Below are 18,441 nucleotides of genomic sequence, written 5' to 3' on the forward strand. Positions count from 1 at the left end.
CCCATACCGCCCCAACCGCCGTTCCAGCCATCCCAGCCCCAGCCACCACCGCCGGAATACTGGGTCTGGTTGTCGATATAGGCGAGGAAGCTATGGCCCTGCGCATCATAGTTGCGGGTCGGCACACCAAACTGGCGCAGGACGTCCACTTCGGATTTTCCGACCATGGAATCCAGCACCTTGCGCTGCTGAAGGGTCGGGACTTCACAGGCGGAAAGACCCAGCAGCACCAGGACGGACAGCATACAAACTTTTTTCATCTTCATCTTCCCCGACTGTGCCGCTGCAACGCGGTCATGTTCCTCTTTCGACACGTTCTAGCCCTTCTGACGCAAAAGAAGGATTAAAACTCCTGCAAGTTCCGAAAAGATCAGGCCAACCACAAAATGTCACTGATCCGCGGCGCCCCGGTCGCCAGCATCACCAGCCGGTCAAACCCGAGCGCAATCCCCGAACAGGGCGGCAGATCCGGCAACGCCGCGAGAAACGCCTCGTCCACCGGCCAGTCCTGATCCGGCGACAGATCGATACGGCGCTTGCGATCCGTTACAAAACGCTCCCGCTGCTCCACCGGGTCCGTCAGTTCCTCGAACGCATTCGCCAGTTCCAGCCCCCCGACATAGAGCTCAAACCGCAGGGCCGCGCGCTCATCCGTCGGATCCCGCCGTGCAAGAGCGGCCTGTTCGGCAGGCCAGTGCGTCAGGAATGTCGGCCGTTCGCGCCCGATCACGGGCTCGACGCGTTCCAGAAGAAGGCGGAAAAACAGATCTTCCCAGGTCTCCCCATTCCGCAGGCCAACATGCGCCTGTTCCGCCAGCGCTTCGGCATTCCCGGCCGTTCCCAGCAGATCAGCCCCTACATAGCGCGCGAACGCAGCCTGCATCGTCAGACGCTCGAAGGGGAGTGACAGATCAATGACATCCATCCCCCGGTGCACAACAGACGGCAGAAGGGCGCGCAGGAAATCTTCCGTCTCGTCCATGAGAGACGACAGATCGGCCGCCGGCCGATACCATTCCAGCATGGTGAATTCGGGAGCATGCGTGTTGCTCGCCTCACCATTGCGCCAGACACGGGCCATCTGGAACACGGAACGCCCTGTGGCGGCCACGATCCGCTTCATCGCGAATTCCGGACTCATATGCAGGAACCGCGCCTCACGGGAGCCGTCAGGGTGCTCAAGCTCCGTTCTGAAGCACCGCAGATGAACCTCTTCACCCGGAACGGGAACGGCACAGGGCGTCTCGACTTCCAGATAACCGCGTTCTTCAAAAAACGCCCGGACGGATCTCACCATCTGTGAGCGCCGTTCGAGCAGCGGCAGGCGCTCGGCAATCCGGGTCGAATCAACAGATAGTCCGGCGGACAATACGGTCATGGCGTCTATCGCTCCTGTTGCAAAACGGGGACCCGCACCGCTAGAGGCATCACATGCATGATATGGTCAAGACAGCCCAAAAGCATTCTGCGGGACAGTCCGCAAGACGTTCCACCCTCCGCACACCCTCCGACCTGATCGATGCAGGTCTGTCCGCAGAAGGGGACCGCGCCACGCTCGAAGCGGTGGGCGAACGCTTCACGATGGCCATTCCACCGGCTTTTCAGGACCTGATCACGCATCCGGACGACCCAATCGCCCGGCAGGTCATTCCCGACGCGCGCGAACTCATCACGCTGCCCCACGAAGACCCTGACCCGATCGGTGACGACGCGCTCTCGCCCGTTCCCGGAATCGTCCATCGCTATGCAGATCGTGCGCTGCTCAAGCCCCTGCTGGTCTGCCCCCTCTATTGCCGCTTCTGTTTTCGACGCGAACATGTCGGGCCCGGCGGCGGCCTTCTCAGCGATGCGGAACTCGAAGCCGCTCTGAACTGGGTCCGCGCACATCCCTATATCCGCGAAATCATCCTCACGGGGGGCGATCCGCTTATGCTGGCCCCGCGTCGGCTGAAGCATATCGTGCAGTCCCTGTCCGACATTCCCCATATCGAGACCATCCGCATCCATTCCCGCGTGCCCGTCGCCGATCCGGCCCGCATGACGGAAGAGCTTCTGGATGCGATGGAGACGGACCGCGCCATGTGGCTGGTCGTGCACGCCAACCATGCCAGCGAACTGACCCCGCAGGCCACAAAGGCCATCCGCTCCGTCCTGTCCCGCGCCATCCCGGTCCTGTCACAGTCCGTTCTGCTGCGCGGGGTCAATGATACTGTCAAGAGTCTGGAAGCCCTGCTGCGGGCTTTCGTGAAGGCACGGGTCAAACCCTATTACCTGCACCATCTGGACGCGGCCGCCGGCACGGGACATTTCCATGTTCCGGTTGCAGAAGGTCAGGCCCTACTGCGACAACTCCGCGGGCGCGTCACCGGCCTCGCCTGGCCGACCTATGTTCTGGATATTCCGGGCGGGCGGGGTAAAGTCCCGATCGGGCCGGAATATCTGGACCCAGCCTCTCCAGGGACGGTCTCAACCCCGGGCGGAGACGTCTGCGACTTCACCTGACGCCCTCCGCCCGGTCCCGGAAAGCGGGGGCTTATTTCGCCTCGAACATATGCGTGGCGTGTGTGATGGCACCGCCTGCACGGATAGCGGCGGCCACCAGCGCGATTTCGGAAAGCTGGGCATCCGTCGCCCCGGCTTCGCGCGCGGCCTTCACATGAAGTTCAATACAATACGGACACTGGGTCGTCAGCGCGACGGCCACGGCGGCAAGCTGTTTGGTCAGGGCGCTGACGGCCCCTTCCTCGAAAGCCGCGCGATCAAACTGCCAGAAAGCCTCCATGCCCTTGGAGGCATTGGCTTCAAGATGGGAAATGCGCGAGAGGTTCTTCATATCGTACATGCGTCTTCTCCTTGCGTTTCGCCCTGACCCTCAGGACCCACACATAGTCTGACATGACCCGACCGACGCCTCGCCCCAAGCCCCCTGCCCTTCACACTTTCCTGAAGTCCCCGCGCGTCCCACGCCCCTTGTGCCTTGCTTAGAGCCCCCGTGCGGCGCTAGAAGCCCACAAGACGTGACAGAAAATCCCTACCCCAGGGTCATCAGGACACAAGCATGAAACAGCAAGCCAACCTTATCCGGGCCGGCCAGGTCATCGAGCACGACGGTCGCCGCTGGACGGTTCTCAAGCAGCAGATCATCACCCCGGGCAAGGGTGGCGCCTTCATCCAGGTCGAAATGCGCGACCTCAAGACAGGCAACAAGACCAACGAACGCTGGAGAACTGCGGATTCCGTCGAACGTCTGATGACGGAAGACAAGGAATACACCTATTCCTACATGGATGGTGACAATGTCGTCCTGATGGACCCGGAAACGTTCGAGCAACTGATCCTCGCCAAGGACATCTTCGGCGACCAGTTCGCGTTCCTGCAGGATAACATGACGCTGAACGTCAAGCTGGTCGAAGGCGACCCGGTGGGCGTGGAACTGCCGCCGCATGTGACGCTGGAAATCACGGAAGCCGACCCTGTCGTCAAGGGCCAGACCGCCAGCTCGTCTTACAAGCCTGCCGTGCTGTCCAATGGCGTCAAGACGCTGGTTCCGCCGTTCATCGAAGCCGGTGAGCGCATCGTTGTCCGCACGGAAGACGCGTCCTACGTCGAACGCGCGAAGGACTGATCCATCATGCGTCTTTCCCCGCACATGGCCGTCATGCAGGGCGCTGCGCAGAAGGCTTCGCGCCGTCTGCTCCGTGACTTTGCAGAGGTCGAACAGCTTCAGGTCAGCATCAAGGGCCCCGGAGATTTCGTCTCCCAGGCAGATCTGCGCGCCGAAACCATCCTCCGCGAGGAACTGAGCCGTGCGCGGCCGGGCTACGCCTTCCTGATGGAAGAAAGCGGCGCTTCGGGCGGGGACAACTGGACCTGGCGCTGGGTTGTCGATCCGCTGGACGGCACGACGAACTTCCTGCACGGCATCCCGCACTGGGCCATTTCCATTGGCCTTCAGCGCAGGCTTCAGGACGGAACGGTCGAGCTGGCCGCTGCGGTTGTCTACAACCCGGCCGCCAATGAGATGTTCTGGGCTGAAAAAGGCGTAGGCGCGTTCCTTAACGAGCGCCGCCTCCGCGTCTCCGGCCGTCGCAATATGCTGGAAGCCGTTTTCGCAACGGGTATTCCCTTTGCTAAGGTTCCGGGCAGCAGCCGTCTGCCGTTCGCCCGCGTCCTCGGCGCCCTGATGCCTCAGGTCGCAGGGATTCGCCGTTTCGGTGCCGCTGCGCTTGATCTCGCATGGGTCGCAGCAGGCCGTTACGACGGTTACTGGGAATTCGGCATCAAGCCGTGGGATTGCGCAGCAGGCCTGCTTCTGGTCCGTGAAGCCGGTGGCTATGCGACCGATCCGGACGGAAACGAACTCCATGACGTTCCCGATGACGTCAATGTCGTTGCTGGAAACACCAACCTTCACGGCCCCCTTCGCGCCCTTGTGCACGAGGCCCTGAACCGGAGCTGACGAAACTGCCCTCACGCCCCATTGCGGGAGTCGTGAGGCCTCGTCTAGGATCGGTCTGACATGTACAGGCCGATCCCCTCCTCCCTTCCTCTGGCGGCCTTTCTGGCCTGCCTTTCGCTGTCCGCCGCACAGGCACAGGTCACCAGCAATCTGGATGATCTGCCTCAAGCCAAGTCAGCCCCCTCCACCAAAAAACCGACCTCAACGCCCCATCCCGCGGGTCGTGCTGCCCGGAAGACTGGAACCCGCAGTTCCTCCGTAACGACCCCGGCCGCCGCAAAGACCTCCGCGGCAGCTCCTGCCAAAAGCGCCCCGACTCACACAACCGTCCCCGGTGTCCCCGCGGCTCCCCCGCCGCCGGTTGTCATTCCGCCGCCTTTCGTGCCCGTCCAGATCCACCCTCCTGTGCCACCTGCCGACGTCACGGCTGTCGCCGATGCTGCAAGCCACACGGCACCGCTCCCTGATGGCGGAATGCGGGTCCTGTTCCCGTCGGGCAGCGAAGCGCTGAACGCTGACAGCCTCAAAGCGCTCCAGGACTACGGAACTGAACTGTCCCGCCATCCGGAACAGCGCATCCTGCTGATTGCCCACGCCACGTTACCGGGCGATGACGTCTCCATGCCGCGCCGGATTGCGCTGGCACGGGCTCTCGCTGTCCGCTCGATCTTCATTCATGCAGGCGTCGCCACGACCCGCCTTTATCCCCGCGCGCTGGGGCGCCCGGATGCCGGTGACAGTGCGCCTGCTGACCGACTGGATGTTGTCATCGAGACAAATCCCGTCGACACCCCCGCCCCTTCCGCAAACGGCATGCCAAAATAAAATCAGGAAAGACACGCCGTGACACGTCCTACGACCTATCTGCTACGAATGGCCGTTTTCCTTGTCGCGGTTGGCCTTCTGGCCGCGACAATGGGTACGACCCTGCTTCACGCCTTCAGTGCCAATCCGAAGCTGGATGCCATCATCCTTGGCGTGCTCCTGCTGGGCATCCTGTGGAACCTTCATGTCGTCCAGCGCCTGATGCCGGAAGTGCAGTGGGTTGAACTGCTGCGCCAACCGCGCGCCGGTCTGGCCGCGCCCAAGGCACCGCGCCTGCTTGCACCTATGGCTAGCATGCTGGCGGCCCGCAACCGCACGGACCGCCTGACGCTTTCGACCCAGACCACACAGGCCATGCTCGACAGCCTGTCGTCGCGTCTGGACGAAAGCCGGGAAATCTCCCGCTACATGACGCAGCTCCTGATCTTTCTGGGCCTGCTGGGCACGTTCTACGGCCTTCTGCTGACGGTCAGCTCGATTGCCGGTGTTATTGGGAACATGTCCGCAGGCAGCGGTGACATGGACGTCATGTTCAACCAGCTCAAGACAGGCCTTGCCGGACCACTGGCTGGCATGTCCACAGCCTTCTCGGGCTCAATGTTTGGCCTCGCTGGCGCACTGGTTCTCGGATTTCTGGATCTGACGGCCGGACAGGCCCAGACGCGCTTTTTCAATGAACTGGAAGAATGGCTGGCTGGCGTAACGCGCGTGAGCGGCAGCACGTCGATCGACAGCGATGGCGCGCCCGTTCCGGCCTATGTTCAGGCTCTGCTCGAACAGACCGCTGAAAATCTGGAAACACTCCAGAACGCCGTCTCCCGCAGCGAGGAAAACCGCGTCCGCGAACTGCATATGCTCGACAGCCTGCAGGAACGTCTGCGCGGCATGACGGACCTGCTGGCCGCAAACCAGACGCTCATGACCCGTACCGCCGAAACCCAGACCGCCCTTCTGCGCCATATGGGCGATGATGGTCCGGGATCGCAGGGAACAGCGCTTCTGCGGATCGAGACACATCTCAGCCGCCTGATTCAGGAACTGCATGAAGGCCGCGCCCAGACAATCGGCGAGCTTCGCAACGATCTGCGTGTTCTGGCCCGTACGATCGCAGCCGCCTCCGGCAGCACGACGCCCTCCCCCGGCAGGCAGGACTGATCCATGGCCCGGCGCAGACGCGGATCCCACAACGCCCTTGATGCCTGGCCCGGCTATGTGGACGCCCTGTCCACCCTGCTGATGGTCGTCACCTTCGTTCTGCTCGTCTTCGTGGTGGGGCAGCAGTTCCTTTCGGTCTCGCTGTCACGGCGCGAACACACGCTCGATGCCCTGCAAAAGCAGTTGGCCGAGCTGTCTCACATGCTGTCGATGACGGAAGACAAGAACAAAAGCCTGTCCTCGACCGTCGCCACACTGTCGGACGAAAAACAGCATAATCAGGTCCAGCTCCAGACTCTCTCGACCCAGATCGCCGCCCTCACGGGGCAGCTTCAGTCGAAGGATCAGGCACTCGCTTCGGCTGATGACACGAGCAAGCAGCAGAACAGCAAGATCTCGGATCTTCAGGCTCAGGTTGAAGAACTGACCCGTCAGCTTCAGGCGATCAGCAACGCCCTCGACATTGAAAAGAAAGCCGAACAGGGCAAGGACGCCCAGATTGCGGATCTTGGCAACAAGCTCAATCTGGCGCTGGCCGACAAGGTCAATCAGCTCAAACGCTACCGCTCGGAGTTCTTCGGACGACTGCGGGACCTGCTGAAAGACCAGAAGGGCGTGAATGTCGTGGGAGACCGCTTCGTCTTCCAGTCGGAAATCCTGTTTCCGCAGGGCAGTGCCGATCTGACGCCTGAAGGCCGCAAAGAAATCACGACCCTTGCCCACACCTTCAAGCAGGTCGCCTCAACAATCCCGACGGATCTTCCCTGGATTCTGCGCGTGGACGGTCATGCCGACCGCCAGCCGATTCACAGTGCCTTTCCCAGCAACTGGGAACTGTCGTCCGAACGCGCCATTACCGTGGTCAAACTGCTGATTGCGGAAGGTGTGGATCCACGCCATCTCGCAGCCACGGGCTTTGCCGACTACCAGCCTCTGGACGCTGCCAGCACACCGGCGGCCTACGCCAGAAACCGCAGGATCGAGTTCCGTCTGACGGATCGCTGATCCCTCTCCCGCCTGCCTTTTCACAAAGGCAGGCTTTTGCGCAGATCTACTGACATTTCTGCGATAATCCCTTATGTAGCAGCCATGACCGATACCCCGCTCTCCCTTATCCGCAATTTCTCGATCATCGCTCATATCGATCACGGCAAATCGACGCTGGCCGATCGCCTGATCCAGGCCTGTGGCGCGCTGACCGCGCGTGAGATGAAAAACCAGGTCCTCGATTCGATGGAGCTCGAACAGGAGCGCGGGATCACCATCAAGGCGCAGACCGTCCGTCTGACCTATCCGGCCAAGGACGGCAAGGTTTACACGCTGAACCTGATGGACACGCCGGGCCATGTCGACTTCGCTTATGAAGTCAGCCGCTCACTGGCCGCCTGTGAAGGATCGCTTCTGGTCGTGGACGCCTCGCAGGGCGTGGAAGCCCAGACGCTGGCCAACGTCTATCAGGCGCTCGATGCCAATCACGAAATCGTCCCGGTCCTGAACAAGATCGATCTGCCGGCTGCCGAGCCCGAGCGCGTCCGCGCCCAGATTGAGGATGTGGTTGGCATCCCGGCCGATGATGCCGTCGAAATCAGCGCCAAGACCGGCATCAATATCGAAGGCGTGCTCGAAGCCCTCGTCCAGCGCCTCCCTGCCCCCACAGGCGATGCCGAAGCCCCGCTTCAGGCCCTGCTGGTGGATAGCTGGTACGATGCCTATCTGGGCGTCATCATTCTAGTCCGCATCAAGGACGGACGCCTCAAGCGCGGTGACCGCATCCGAATGATGCAGACCGGCGCGACCTATCATGTCGATCAGGTCGGCGTGTTCCTGCCCAAGATGCAGTCGGTCGACAGCCTCGGTCCAGGCGAGATGGGGTACATCAACGCCGCCATCAAGACCGTCGCGGACTGCAATGTCGGTGACACCGTCACGCTCGACAAGCGTCCTGCCCCCAAAGCTCTTCCGGGCTTTAAACCTTCCATCCCGGTCGTGTGGTGTGGCCTGTTCCCGATCGATGCCGATGATTTCGAAAAGCTGCGTGACAGTCTCGGCAAGCTGCGCCTGAACGACGCCTCGTTCCACTTCGAGGCCGAGACCTCTGCGGCGCTGGGCTTTGGTTTCCGTTGCGGCTTCCTCGGCCTGCTGCATCTGGAAATCATTCAGGAACGTCTGTCCCGCGAGTTCAATCTCGACCTGATCGCGACCGCTCCGTCCGTGGTCTACAAGATGCACATGACGGACGGCACGTCGGAGGATCTGCACAACCCGGCGGACATGCCGGAGCTGAGCAAGATCGAAACCATCGAGGAGCCCTGGATCAAGGCGACCATCATGGTTCAGGACGAATATCTCGGCCCGGTCCTGACGCTCTGCTCCGAACGCCGTGGCGTCCAGATGGATCTGACATATGTCGGCAACCGCGCCATGGCCGTCTATCGCCTGCCACTGAACGAAGTGGTGTTCGATTTCTACGATCGCCTGAAATCCATCAGCCGCGGCTATGCCTCGTTCGACTACCAGATGGACGGCTACGAAGAGAGCGATCTCGTGCGCATCTCCATCCTCGTAAATCACGAGCCGGTGGATGCCCTGTCCTTCATCTCGCACCGCACCGTCGCCGAACAGCGCGGACGCTCCATCTGTGCGAAGCTCAAGGACCTGATCCCCAAGCAGCTCTTCAAGATCGCCATTCAGGCCGCCATCGGCTCCAAGGTCATCGCCCGTGAAACGATCGGCGCGCTGTCCAAGGATGTGACGGCCAAGTGTTATGGCGGTGACATTTCCCGTAAGCGCAAACTTCTGGACAAGCAGAAGGAAGGCAAGAAGCGCATGCGGCAGTTCGGCAAGGTCGAAATCCCCCAAAGCGCCTTCCTCGCCGCCCTGAAAATGGACTGATCCCTGCCTTATGTCGAAAAGCGCCGCCATCCTGTTCGTTCACAACGAAGTCGACACGATCGGATGGTGGCTGGCCCATCATGCGACAGTCGGGTTTTCAACCCTGATTGTCTGTGATGACCATTCGACTGATGGAACAGGCGCGGTGCTGTCAAATGCCGCGTCGCTTTACGACATCCGGGTCCAGTCTTCCGATGTAACGCTGACAACACGACTTGATCGTCAGAAGCGATTTCATGAACAAGCCCTCAAACAGGGGCAGGATGAATTCGACTGGATGATGATCCTGGCGGCGGACGAATATCTCCATTTCGAGACTGCACGCTCCGTCGCCGAATTCACTGCCAACGCCACCGAAGCCGTGCTTCCGGTTAACTGGTGCCTCTTTGGCTCCTCGGGACGACAGGTTCCCTCAGCGTTCTCTCCCGTTGAAACCTATACCCGTCACGGCCTGCTGAACCTGCCCGATCATCGCGTCGTCCGACATCTTGTTCAGCCTCGTCAGATTGGCGGCAACCCGCCTGACCCGTTCGCGGCGCTTGAGCGCGATGCAAACTGGACCGAAAGCCGCATCCTTCATTTCGCTGCCAGCGATCGCGAAAGTTTCTTGCGCCGCAATTCAAGCGCATCCCCTGAGAAGGCCTGGCAAAACTTCGACCGCAATGACGCCGAATACACAGGCGCAAGCCGCTGGCTTCCCGAAAGCCGCCGTATCGCGTCTTCCATCGTGCAGGCATCGCTCACGGATCTTTACTGGCGCCTCAAGGGTACCATTACGCATAAAGACAAAGCCATTCTTGAGGAACTTGAGTTGAGCCCATCACAACTCACCGTTCCATTGCCTCATCGCTCCACACCACGATTTCGTTTCTGCACGCTGGGTCAGACCCAACGCCTGATGCTGGACACACAGACAGGATCACTGGCATCGGTCGGAGCGGGAGACATGAATTTTGGCCGCTACAACGCGCTCATTCTGGCTCTTGAAGTTTCAGAAACGAGCGCTTGGAACGCCTGTATCTTCGCAGAAAATCCGCTTTCCGGTCGTTACCTTCCCCTCTCTGGCTCACCAGCATTGTTGCCGATGGTGCCGTTGCGGATCATGACTGCGGACAATCTAATTCTATCTCCCGTCAACGGTGAAAAAATCCATATAGCCCTCGCCGATCACCCACCCACCAGTATCGAGGCAACTACGGCACTTTACAGCCGCATGACTGGCTTCATGGTTCTAACGGCGGAAGGTCACAATCTTGCGGGTCTGCTCCGGGGGATTGACCGGCTTCCGGCCCCCGATGCCAGCGCACTGGGATGCGCGATTGCGATGCTGCCGTTTGAAGAAGCCGCACGGCTTTCCCTAACATTTCCCGGTCTCGTTCCGCAAAACGTCATGCCACTCCGTCCGCTTCAGCCCTGAAGAGCTGCGCTCTTCTGAAAGAGAGCAAACGTCTCCACCACGCCATTCGTCACCGCCTGGCTGCGGGACGCTTCGCTTTCATCCAGATATCGCCCGAGATGATCCAGAAACGCTGGCCACTCCCCTTTTTGATAGACTGCTGACAGATAACGTGTGGGCAATCCTTCCGGCACGCGTCCTGACAATACACGTCCCCCAAGTCGTGATCCTTCCAGAACATACAGCACACCCAGCGCTGCCCCCTCGTCTTGAGAAGAAATTTCGTGAAGTGCAGACGGTACGGGCAGACCCATCTGCTGCAGGTCGTCCTTGAGCAGTCCCAGCCGCGGACGCCATGGCGGTACCGAAGCAGCATGCCGGCTTAGATACGCCTCCGCCGCGACAAGCGCGTGCGCATGAGCCGTCAGGAAGGCTCCGTAGGATTTTGGATCCGAAAGCTCGAAGTGAGAGAAGGCTGCATCGACGGCCTCATGCGCCTTGCGGCTGACATGTCGCAGCTCCGCCAGACCTTTACCCTTCTGCTCCCCCGCGCGTTCCAATGTCTCCATTCGTGCTGATCTTCCAATACGCTGTGAAACCGTTTTCGGTTCTGTCCGTAATTAGAGTGACTTGCAACGAACATATTCCTTCTGACACGCCCCCCGGATTTCGGAGACCACCCCGTTGAGCAGCACCCCACCCCGGCAGCCTTCCCCTGCAGACGAAAATTCTACGAAACCGGGAAAACGACATCTGCTTTTGAAAACTGTCGGGGGTGTGTTCGGAACACTGGTAGCCGCCATCATCATCCTGATTCTGGTCTGGCAGTGGGACTGGTTCGTTCCCTATATCGGCCGTAAGGCCACCGCAGCGCTGCACCGTCCGGTCACCATCGCGCATCTGCATGTCGGCCTCGGTTTCAAAACCACAGTCACTGTCGATGATCTCAAAATCGGTCAGCCGGAAGGCTTTGAGAAGGAAAAAGACGATTTTGCCTCCGCTAGGGCGATCACTGTCACGGTTGACGTCTGGCGTTACCTGACAGGCGGCGGCCTCTCCCTGCCGCTGATCCGCGCCGACACGCCCAAAGGCGATATCGTCTCGCTCCTCAATGGAACAAATAACTACACTTTCGCGTCATCTTCAGACACGTCCTCCCAAACGTCTTCGTCCTCTACGACATCCCTGCCAAAGCTTGGCAAGATCGAAATCAATGACGGCGACATCCGTCTGGCTCTCGCAAAGCTCAAGACGGACATGCATGTCCTCATCCATACCGAAGCCCCGAAAGATGGCGACGAAGGCCATCTCGTGATCGACCTCAAGGGCCGCTATGCACAGGCTCCGATTACCGGACATATCGTAGGCGGCGCGCTCCTCAGCCTGACAGATGCAACACACCCCTATCCGATCGACGGACGCCTCGCCAACGGCCCGACCTATGTCACGCTCCGTGGCACGGTGGACGATCCGATCCATTTCCAAGGCACCAACCTTGCGCTGCATTTTGCGGGTCCGGACATGGCGCTCCTCTACCCGCTGACGGGCGTCCCCATCCCGCAGACTCCGGCCTACAGCGTCACCGGCAATCTTGCCTATTCCGATCGCGCAATTCGTTTCCAGAAATTTGAAGGACATATGGGCTCGTCGGATATCGGCGGAGACATCAACGTCGATCCACATCAAAAGCCGATCTTCGTGGAAGCAGCACTGCACTCACATTCGGTCGATCTGGCGGATCTGGGCGGCTTCATCGGCGCGCAGCCCGGCGAGGCGAAAAAAGCCGAGCCGGCCAGCGCCCGCGTTCTGCCGGACAAGAAAATCAATGTTCCGAAGCTCAACGCCGCGAACGTCCACCTAACCTATCACGGCGATCATATCCGCAACAAAAACTGGCCTCTGGACAATATCGACACGGAGCTGAACGTCCGCGATGGTGCCATCGACCTCAAGCACCTGACCTTCGCGACCGGCACGGGCACTATCTCCGCGAATGCAACACTTGAGCCCACGAAAAACGAGCAGTTCCACACCCGTTTCCGCCTCGACGTCTCCCGTCTGCCGCTGTCCCGCATCATGACGTCCAAGGATATGTTCCAGGGCGAAGGCACGATCGGCGGTCATGTAACGCTGACCTCGACCGGCAATTCGGTCGCAACCCTCGTAGAAAACGGCGATGGTGGCACAACACTCGTTCTGGACCGCGGTGGCGACGTTACAGCCCTCCTGCCCGATCTTCTGGGCCTCAAACTCGGCTCTGCCATCCTGTCCGCCCTCGGTATTCCGGACCGCTCGAAGCTTGAATGCCTCGTGGCCGACCTACCGCTGAAGGACGGCATCGTGCACACCAACTCGATGCTTCTGCAAACCGGCACCACCCGTACGATGGGCACGGGAACCGTCAATTTCCATAAGGACACGCTGGACTACGCCGTCACCACCCGCTCCATCGGTCCACAGATCCTGTCCCTGCCCGGCGCGGTCCATATCTTCGGATCCATGAAGAGCCCGACAATCATGCCTGGTGCTGAACTGATCGGTCGCGTGGCCGCTTCCGTAGGTCTCGGCATCGTCTTTCCGCCCGCAGCCCTGATCCCGACGATTCAGCTTGGTGTCGGTAAAGGTTCAGCCTGCGAAAAAGCTGTTTTGGAAGCCAACGAACACCCTGCAGCCGGCATTGCTCCCGGCAAGACAACAGGCGCGGGCCCGAGCAGCGTTTCAAAGGCAGCACCGAAAACGAACGAAAAACATGCCAAAACGTCACATCGTCGCCTAAGTCCGGCAGAAGTCCATAAGGCATGGGAGAAAAAATCGAACCCGAAATGAAAAGATACGGTCCGGACCATGGCAGGGACAGCTTTTTTGACTATAGCTTGGTCCAGCTATCCCCTGCCCCCGGAGTGTCCGCTTGCTGCTATCCAGACTCGACCGCTGGTTCCATATCACGGCCCGCGGTTCAACGATCCCGCGTGAGGTCATTGCCGGACTGACGGTCTTCGGGGCCATGGCCTATATCGTGGCCGTCAATCCCGCCATCCTCTCGGCGGCCGGTCTGGATCGCCATGACATGGTCATGACGACGATCGCCGGCGCCGTCGCCGGAACGCTCCTGATGGCGCTCTGGGCCAGGCTTCCGATTGCTCTCGCCCCCGCGATGAGCAGCAACGTTCTGTTCGCGCAGGTTGTCGTTCAGCAGGCCCATGTGAGCCCGCGCACGGCCTTCACGGTCGTCCTGTTTAGCGGCCTGTGCTTTACGGCCCTTTCCCTGAGCCAGATCCGCCAGCGCATCATCCGGGGCTTCCCGCCCTCAATCGTCCTCGGCATCCAGATTGCTCTGGGTGCCTTCATCGCCCGGATCGGCCTGACCACAGGCGGCATCGCCGTACCCTCACCGGAGGGGCTGACTTTCGGCGCCCTGAGCAATCCCTCCGTCCTGCTCAGCATGGCTGGCGTTGTCCTCAGCGCCATTCTGGTCGTGCTGCGCGTCCCGGCAGGTCTGCTCATCGCCATCCTCGCCATTACCGTGGCGGGCCTCTTCATCCAGACACCTTCAGGCCCGATCACCCATCTGCCAGCACAGCTTCTGGACTGGCCACACTACCCGACCAACCTCTTCCTCCCTTTCGATTTCCACGAATATTTTTCCCATCTCGGGTTGCTCGTCCCCATCACGCTCTATTTCCTGCTGAGTGACTTCTTTGACGCGACGGCAACCATGATGAGTGTCGCCCACCGCGCCGGTCTGGATGGAACCGTCGAGAAACCTGCTCTCGACCATCGCGCTTTCGGTTCGGATGGAGCCGCCAGCATCATCGGAGCTTCCCTCGGAACCTGTACGGTCTCGGCTTATGTCGAGAGTCTGGCAGGTGTCGAAGCCGGTGGCCGTACGGGCCTAAGCGCGCTGGTCGTCGCCGTCCTGTTTGCCCTGTCCTCGGTTTTCTGGCCGCTCATCACCGCCATTCCAGCGATTGCCACGGCTCCCGTGCTCATTCTCGTCGGACTGAACATGCTGGGCAGCCTCAGCCGGGTTGCGGAAACGCCCGCAGAAGCCATCCCGCCCCTGACCATGCTGCTCATCGCAGGTGTCACGGGCAATTTCATGCTGAGCCTGTCCTGTGGCCTGCTGATTTACACCGCCCTGGCCATCGCCACACGCCAGTTCCAGCGCCTGACCCCCATTGTTCTCGGTCTGGATGCAGCCTTCGTCTTTTATATGGTGCTTCAGGCCCATATGGGCGCCTAGGAACTTTAGGCCGCTGTTTTTAGCTCTTTCTTCATGATTTTCGGGCAGGTTGTCTTTCATGACTTCCTGTCCTGCCAGCCCACGCCACGTCTTTATCGCCACGCCCTGCTTCGGCGGCACCATCACCCTGGAGTACATGCAGTCCATCATCGGCTGCATGGCCTCGGCGCCGACCCACAATCTGCAGCTGACCCTGTCCACAATTGGCAGCGATGCCCTGATCACCCGGGCGCGCAACACATTGCTGCATCAGTTCGTAAGCCTGTCAGATGCCACCCATCTTCTTTTCATCGATAGCGACATCGGCTTTTCCATCACCGATATTCTCGCTTTGCTGGATGCAGACCGGCCTTTGATCGGGGGTGCCTATCCGCTGAAATCCCATTACTGGGACAGCGATACGGACCGTTTCGTCGCCGCTGGCGAAGAGCCCAGAACAGCCAGCCTGCGCTATGTCGGAGACTGCGCCGCCCTGCACGACGGCAGCGCAACGGGCGAAATCGCAAACGTCTGTTATATCGGCACAGGCTTCATGCTCATGACCCGCCAGATGGTCCTCGACATGATCGCCCACTACCCCGAGACCCGTTACAACCGCATCGACGCCAAAACAGAATGCAGGCATCTGAACACACCATCATCAGATGCCTACGCCCTGTTCGACTGTCTGATCGACCCCGACACTCGAACATATCTTTCCGAAGATTTCGCATTCTGCCGCCGCTGGATTGAAATGGGAGGGCAGGTTTCACTCCACCGTGGCCTCTCCCTGACCCATACCGGCAGCACGACTTTCAAAGGCGACCTTTCCACGCGGACGCTCCCCCTTTCCGCGCCTGTGTCCTGACACGATCCGTTTTCTAACGGTGCTTGCCACTATTCCGTCATATTAAACCGGTTTAAACAGTCGTGCGGTGTCGGGAGCGTGATGCATACATTCCCCGGCACCGCTCCCCCGCGCTCAAACTGTAACTGCCTGACGGAAAAACGGGATATTGCTCACCGGGTCCGCAGCTCCGGCAGCAGTATTGTAATATTGCTTGTGAAAGCGGCTCAGAACCGCGGGATCGCTCGTGGTCGGCAAGGGAGCCGAAACCCGGTAATACCGAATACGTGCCATCGCGGACGCATATCTCAGGTTTGAGACAAGCTGCGCGCTTCTGGGCAGATCCTGCGACAGCATCCCCTGCAGAATCCGCTCGAACCGCTTTCCGACCGGATAACACAGAAAATTGACCCAGCAGTCGTCATGCGTCGCAGGCTCCATCTGCCACAGCCCCAGAGCTGGGCCCCCGCCAATCTGCCTGACATAAGCCCCCCGGCTCTCCGCCAGAGCCGTTCCCGTCACCAGATTGACCGCAACCTCGCCGTCAAGTCCCAGCGCCGCCAGCGCCGGGGCCACCACCAGATGCTTGAGCTGGCCTGCATCAATTCCACTCATGCCCGCCCCCTCACTTTGTGCTCAGGGACAGGGCAAAATGCACCATGCCCGTCCCAAGAATGGACGTCAGCAGCGTGATGATCCCCGTAATGACAGCCCGCCCCCCGATCAGGCGATCCAGCTTTCCATTGACGACACGATTCCCCTCGTCGACCTTCGTCTCCAGCAGCTTCATCTGATCCCGCAGCGATGAGATTTCCTGCCGCATCTCATTGCGCAGTTCCTCGTACCGATCCGAAAGCCCCCCCGCGATCGTCTCCAGCCGCAGCACCCGGTCCTCGAGCATCCGAAGCGTATAAGCGCGTCTCTCATTTCCATCAGCCAAACTGATCGTCAGGCCTTCCCTGTCCGACATGCCGTCCCCCAAATAAAAAAAGCGCTCCCCGAGAGGAACGCTTTTTGTGGCATTAAGCCATTAATATAGAAACAAGCACGCCGTTTATCAACGAAAACCTTAAAACCACTATCTGGAACAGGGAAAGCCGCCTTGGCGCCTATCTTGGATAGGCGCATAATAATGCCCCATGAGCGCTCCCCTGACAGAAACCCTCCTTGATTTGCGCGGCCTGGCCTGCCCGATGCCCGTCCTCAAGGCCAATCGCGCCCTTCGCGACATGCCACCGGGTGCGAAGCTGCGCATCCTCGCCACGGACCGCGCATCCGTGGCGGATTTCCAGTCCTACTGCCGCGAAACCGGTCATGCGCTGATTGCGTTTACAGACACCGCAGGCGTGCTTTCCTTCATGATCCGGCGACGTGCAGAAACGTCACCCTCCTGAAGAAACTCCAGCGTTCCCATGCTCGGGGCTGGCAAAACCTGTCTTCTGCCTGTAATCCCCTCGCTACCTTGTTCCAAAGTGTGCCTTGAGGCTTTTCATGCCCGAACCCATTGATGCCATGTCTTTTGAGGATGCTCTCTCCGAACTGGAGAGGATCGTCCGCGGCCTTGAAGGCGGCCAGATGAAGCTCGAGGACGCTATTTCCGCCTATGAACGCGGTGCTGCCCTGCGCAGACACTGTGACGCGAAGCTGGGAGAGGCCGAGATGCGTGTCCGCGCCATCGTGCAAAACGATGACGGCACGACAGGCACGGAGCCTCTTGCCGATACCGGAGAGTCCGGCCGATGAATGCCCCTACCCCGTCCGTTTCCCTGAAAGACGCGCTCGCCCGCGCCTGTGCCGAAATCGAAAACACGATCGACACCCTGCTGCCCATGGTACCAGGAGACGAGTCCGTTCTTCTCGATGCCATGCGCTATGCGGCCCTCGGCGGCGGCAAGCGTCTGCGCGGCTTTCTGGCTGTCGAAGTTGCGACACTGTTCGGTGCCGACCGCAAAGCAGCCCTGCGTGTCGCCGCTTCGGTTGAACTCCTTCACGCCTATTCGCTGGTGCATGACGATCTGCCGTCCATGGACGACGACGACCTGCGACGCGGCCAGCCGTCCACGCACAAGCAGTTCGACGAAGCCATCGCGATTCTGGCCGGTGACGCCCTTCAGACCCGCGCCTTCGAAATTCTCGTCGAACCCGAAACCAGCGCCAACCCGACGGTCCGCGCCAATCTGGCCCTCGCCCTTGCACAGGCCTCCGGATCGGCAGGCATGGTCGGCGGTCAGGTCATCGACATCCGTGGCGAAGGCCGCGCCCTCCCGCTGGATCAGGTCCGCCGTCTGCATGCCCTAAAAACCGGCGCCCTCATCCGCTATGCCGCCGAGTCAGGCGCTATTCTGGCTGATGTGGACGACGCACGCCGCGCCGCCATCGTGGCCTATGGCCGTGATCTCGGCACGGCGTTTCAGGTCGCCGATGACGTTCTGGATTCCACAGCCACCGCCGAGGAACTCGGCAAAACCGCCGGCAAGGACGAAGCCAGCGGCAAATCAACCTATGTCTCCCTGCTCGGCATTGATGGTGCCCGCGCCGAAGCCCGTCGCCTGAGCGACCGGGCCCGGGAGGCTCTTTCATCTTTCGGTGCACAGGCCGACGCCCTCAGGGCACTGGCAGATTATGTCGTCGAGCGCAGGAACTGA

General features: G+C 60.5%; 19 protein-coding genes and 1 pseudogene. 14 read left to right on the plus strand and 6 right to left on the minus strand.

The window, feature by feature from the left end:
- Both JK202_RS12915 and epmA read right to left on the minus strand, forming a co-directional pair.
- A pseudogene (locus JK202_RS12915) lies at positions 1–260 on the minus strand (hypothetical protein); the annotation flags it as partial.
- Positions 261–370: 110 nt separating this feature from the next.
- Positions 371–1,378 (minus strand): EF-P lysine aminoacylase EpmA, encoded by a 1,008-nt coding sequence (gene epmA / locus JK202_RS12920; RefSeq protein ID WP_211561693.1) that lies wholly within the window; start codon positions 1,376–1,378, stop codon positions 371–373.
- A gap of 53 nt (positions 1,379–1,431) precedes the next feature.
- Here epmA and JK202_RS12925 point away from each other — a divergent pair, with 53 nt between their 5' ends.
- Complete coding sequence (locus JK202_RS12925; protein WP_211561695.1) at positions 1,432–2,502, plus strand: lysine-2,3-aminomutase-like protein; 1,071 nt, start codon at positions 1,432–1,434, stop codon at positions 2,500–2,502.
- Positions 2,503–2,533: 31 nt separating this feature from the next.
- Here JK202_RS12925 and JK202_RS12930 read toward each other — a convergent pair whose 3' ends face one another.
- Positions 2,534–2,842, minus strand: a complete 309-nt coding sequence (locus JK202_RS12930) for a carboxymuconolactone decarboxylase family protein (protein ID WP_099286815.1) — start codon at positions 2,840–2,842, stop codon at positions 2,534–2,536.
- A 216-nt stretch (positions 2,843–3,058) separates the two neighbouring features.
- Here JK202_RS12930 and efp point away from each other — a divergent pair, with 216 nt between their 5' ends.
- The 7 genes from efp (at position 3,059) to JK202_RS12965 (ending at position 10,748) form a co-directional block, all read left to right on the plus strand.
- Entirely contained in the window at positions 3,059–3,625 is a 567-nt protein-coding gene (gene efp / locus JK202_RS12935; protein ID WP_211561697.1) for an elongation factor P, read from the plus strand.
- Positions 3,626–3,631: 6 nt separating this feature from the next.
- Complete coding sequence (locus tag JK202_RS12940; RefSeq protein WP_211561699.1) at positions 3,632–4,459, plus strand: inositol monophosphatase family protein; 828 nt, start codon at positions 3,632–3,634, stop codon at positions 4,457–4,459.
- Between the two features lie 60 nt (positions 4,460–4,519).
- A complete protein-coding gene (locus JK202_RS12945) occupies positions 4,520–5,284 on the plus strand; it encodes an OmpA family protein (RefSeq protein WP_211561701.1) in 765 nt (254 codons plus the stop codon).
- 18 nt (positions 5,285–5,302) lie between these two features.
- Complete coding sequence (locus JK202_RS12950; protein WP_211561703.1) at positions 5,303–6,439, plus strand: flagellar motor protein MotA; 1,137 nt, start codon at positions 5,303–5,305, stop codon at positions 6,437–6,439.
- 3 nt (positions 6,440–6,442) lie between these two features.
- The gene (locus JK202_RS12955; protein ID WP_211561705.1) at positions 6,443–7,444 is read left to right on the plus strand and encodes a peptidoglycan -binding protein; all 1,002 of its coding nucleotides are present in this window, start codon (positions 6,443–6,445) and stop codon (positions 7,442–7,444) included.
- Between the two features lie 84 nt (positions 7,445–7,528).
- The gene (gene lepA / locus JK202_RS12960; RefSeq protein WP_211561707.1) at positions 7,529–9,331 is read left to right on the plus strand and encodes a translation elongation factor 4; all 1,803 of its coding nucleotides are present in this window, start codon (positions 7,529–7,531) and stop codon (positions 9,329–9,331) included.
- A 10-nt stretch (positions 9,332–9,341) separates the two neighbouring features.
- Positions 9,342–10,748 carry a glycosyltransferase family 2 protein gene (locus JK202_RS12965; RefSeq protein WP_211561709.1) on the plus strand — a complete coding sequence of 469 codons (1,407 nt, stop codon included), beginning with the start codon at positions 9,342–9,344 and terminating at the stop codon, positions 10,746–10,748.
- On the opposite strand, the gene JK202_RS12970 is transcribed toward JK202_RS12965, so the two are convergent.
- The gene (locus JK202_RS12970) at positions 10,739–11,296 is read right to left on the minus strand and encodes a biliverdin-producing heme oxygenase (RefSeq protein ID WP_211561711.1); all 558 of its coding nucleotides are present in this window, start codon (positions 11,294–11,296) and stop codon (positions 10,739–10,741) included. The two genes, JK202_RS12965 and JK202_RS12970, sit on opposite strands and share 10 nt — an antisense overlap.
- A gap of 190 nt (positions 11,297–11,486) precedes the next feature.
- On the opposite strand from JK202_RS12970, the gene JK202_RS12975 reads away from it, so the two are divergent.
- From JK202_RS12975 to JK202_RS12985, 3 genes are all read left to right on the plus strand, one after another.
- Positions 11,487–13,553, plus strand: coding sequence for an AsmA family protein (locus JK202_RS12975; protein WP_249200070.1), 2,067 nt, complete (start codon positions 11,487–11,489; stop codon positions 13,551–13,553).
- Between the two features lie 85 nt (positions 13,554–13,638).
- Entirely contained in the window at positions 13,639–14,970 is a 1,332-nt protein-coding gene (locus JK202_RS12980) for an NCS2 family permease (RefSeq protein ID WP_211561789.1), read from the plus strand.
- 58 nt (positions 14,971–15,028) lie between these two features.
- Complete coding sequence (locus JK202_RS12985) at positions 15,029–15,817, plus strand: hypothetical protein (protein WP_211561713.1); 789 nt, start codon at positions 15,029–15,031, stop codon at positions 15,815–15,817.
- 114 nt (positions 15,818–15,931) lie between these two features.
- On the opposite strand, the gene JK202_RS12990 is transcribed toward JK202_RS12985, so the two are convergent.
- Complete coding sequence (locus tag JK202_RS12990; RefSeq protein ID WP_211561714.1) at positions 15,932–16,411, minus strand: hypothetical protein; 480 nt, start codon at positions 16,409–16,411, stop codon at positions 15,932–15,934.
- Between the two features lie 10 nt (positions 16,412–16,421).
- A complete protein-coding gene (locus JK202_RS12995) occupies positions 16,422–16,766 on the minus strand; it encodes a hypothetical protein (RefSeq protein WP_211561715.1) in 345 nt (114 codons plus the stop codon).
- A gap of 169 nt (positions 16,767–16,935) precedes the next feature.
- On the opposite strand from JK202_RS12995, the gene JK202_RS13000 reads away from it, so the two are divergent.
- The 3 genes from JK202_RS13000 (at position 16,936) to JK202_RS13010 (ending at position 18,441) form a co-directional block, all read left to right on the plus strand.
- The gene (locus JK202_RS13000; protein ID WP_211561716.1) at positions 16,936–17,190 is read left to right on the plus strand and encodes a sulfurtransferase TusA family protein; all 255 of its coding nucleotides are present in this window, start codon (positions 16,936–16,938) and stop codon (positions 17,188–17,190) included.
- Positions 17,191–17,287: 97 nt separating this feature from the next.
- The gene (locus JK202_RS13005) at positions 17,288–17,539 is read left to right on the plus strand and encodes an exodeoxyribonuclease VII small subunit (RefSeq protein ID WP_011251836.1); all 252 of its coding nucleotides are present in this window, start codon (positions 17,288–17,290) and stop codon (positions 17,537–17,539) included.
- Positions 17,536–18,441, plus strand: coding sequence for a polyprenyl synthetase family protein (locus JK202_RS13010; protein ID WP_211561717.1), 906 nt, complete (start codon positions 17,536–17,538; stop codon positions 18,439–18,441). Before JK202_RS13005 ends, JK202_RS13010 begins: the two co-directional genes overlap by 4 nt.

The organism is Gluconobacter sp. Dm-62 (assembly GCF_018256155.1).
Taxonomy (GTDB): domain Bacteria; phylum Pseudomonadota; class Alphaproteobacteria; order Acetobacterales; family Acetobacteraceae; genus Gluconobacter.

What these genes read in the sequence shown, in the direction of transcription:
- epmA (WP_211561693.1), bottom strand. Translation starts at nt 1,378, where the DNA reads ATGACCGTATTGTCCGCCGGACTATCTGTTGATTCGACCCGGATTGCC.
- JK202_RS12925 (WP_211561695.1), top strand. Translation starts at nt 1,432, where the DNA reads ATGCATGATATGGTCAAGACAGCCCAAAAGCATTCTGCGGGACAGTCC.
- JK202_RS12930 (WP_099286815.1), bottom strand. Translation starts at nt 2,842, where the DNA reads ATGTACGATATGAAGAACCTCTCGCGCATTTCCCATCTTGAAGCCAAT.
- efp (WP_211561697.1), top strand. Translation starts at nt 3,059, where the DNA reads ATGAAACAGCAAGCCAACCTTATCCGGGCCGGCCAGGTCATCGAGCAC.
- JK202_RS12940 (WP_211561699.1), top strand. Translation starts at nt 3,632, where the DNA reads ATGCGTCTTTCCCCGCACATGGCCGTCATGCAGGGCGCTGCGCAGAAG.
- JK202_RS12945 (WP_211561701.1), top strand. Translation starts at nt 4,520, where the DNA reads ATGTACAGGCCGATCCCCTCCTCCCTTCCTCTGGCGGCCTTTCTGGCC.
- JK202_RS12955 (WP_211561705.1), top strand. Translation starts at nt 6,443, where the DNA reads ATGGCCCGGCGCAGACGCGGATCCCACAACGCCCTTGATGCCTGGCCC.
- lepA (WP_211561707.1), top strand. Translation starts at nt 7,529, where the DNA reads ATGACCGATACCCCGCTCTCCCTTATCCGCAATTTCTCGATCATCGCT.
- JK202_RS12965 (WP_211561709.1), top strand. Translation starts at nt 9,342, where the DNA reads ATGTCGAAAAGCGCCGCCATCCTGTTCGTTCACAACGAAGTCGACACG.
- JK202_RS12970 (WP_211561711.1), bottom strand. Translation starts at nt 11,296, where the DNA reads ATGGAGACATTGGAACGCGCGGGGGAGCAGAAGGGTAAAGGTCTGGCG.
- JK202_RS12985 (WP_211561713.1), top strand. Translation starts at nt 15,029, where the DNA reads ATGACTTCCTGTCCTGCCAGCCCACGCCACGTCTTTATCGCCACGCCC.
- JK202_RS12990 (WP_211561714.1), bottom strand. Translation starts at nt 16,411, where the DNA reads ATGAGTGGAATTGATGCAGGCCAGCTCAAGCATCTGGTGGTGGCCCCG.
- JK202_RS12995 (WP_211561715.1), bottom strand. Translation starts at nt 16,766, where the DNA reads ATGTCGGACAGGGAAGGCCTGACGATCAGTTTGGCTGATGGAAATGAG.
- JK202_RS13000 (WP_211561716.1), top strand. Translation starts at nt 16,936, where the DNA reads ATGAGCGCTCCCCTGACAGAAACCCTCCTTGATTTGCGCGGCCTGGCC.
- JK202_RS13005 (WP_011251836.1), top strand. Translation starts at nt 17,288, where the DNA reads ATGCCCGAACCCATTGATGCCATGTCTTTTGAGGATGCTCTCTCCGAA.
- JK202_RS13010 (WP_211561717.1), top strand. Translation starts at nt 17,536, where the DNA reads ATGAATGCCCCTACCCCGTCCGTTTCCCTGAAAGACGCGCTCGCCCGC.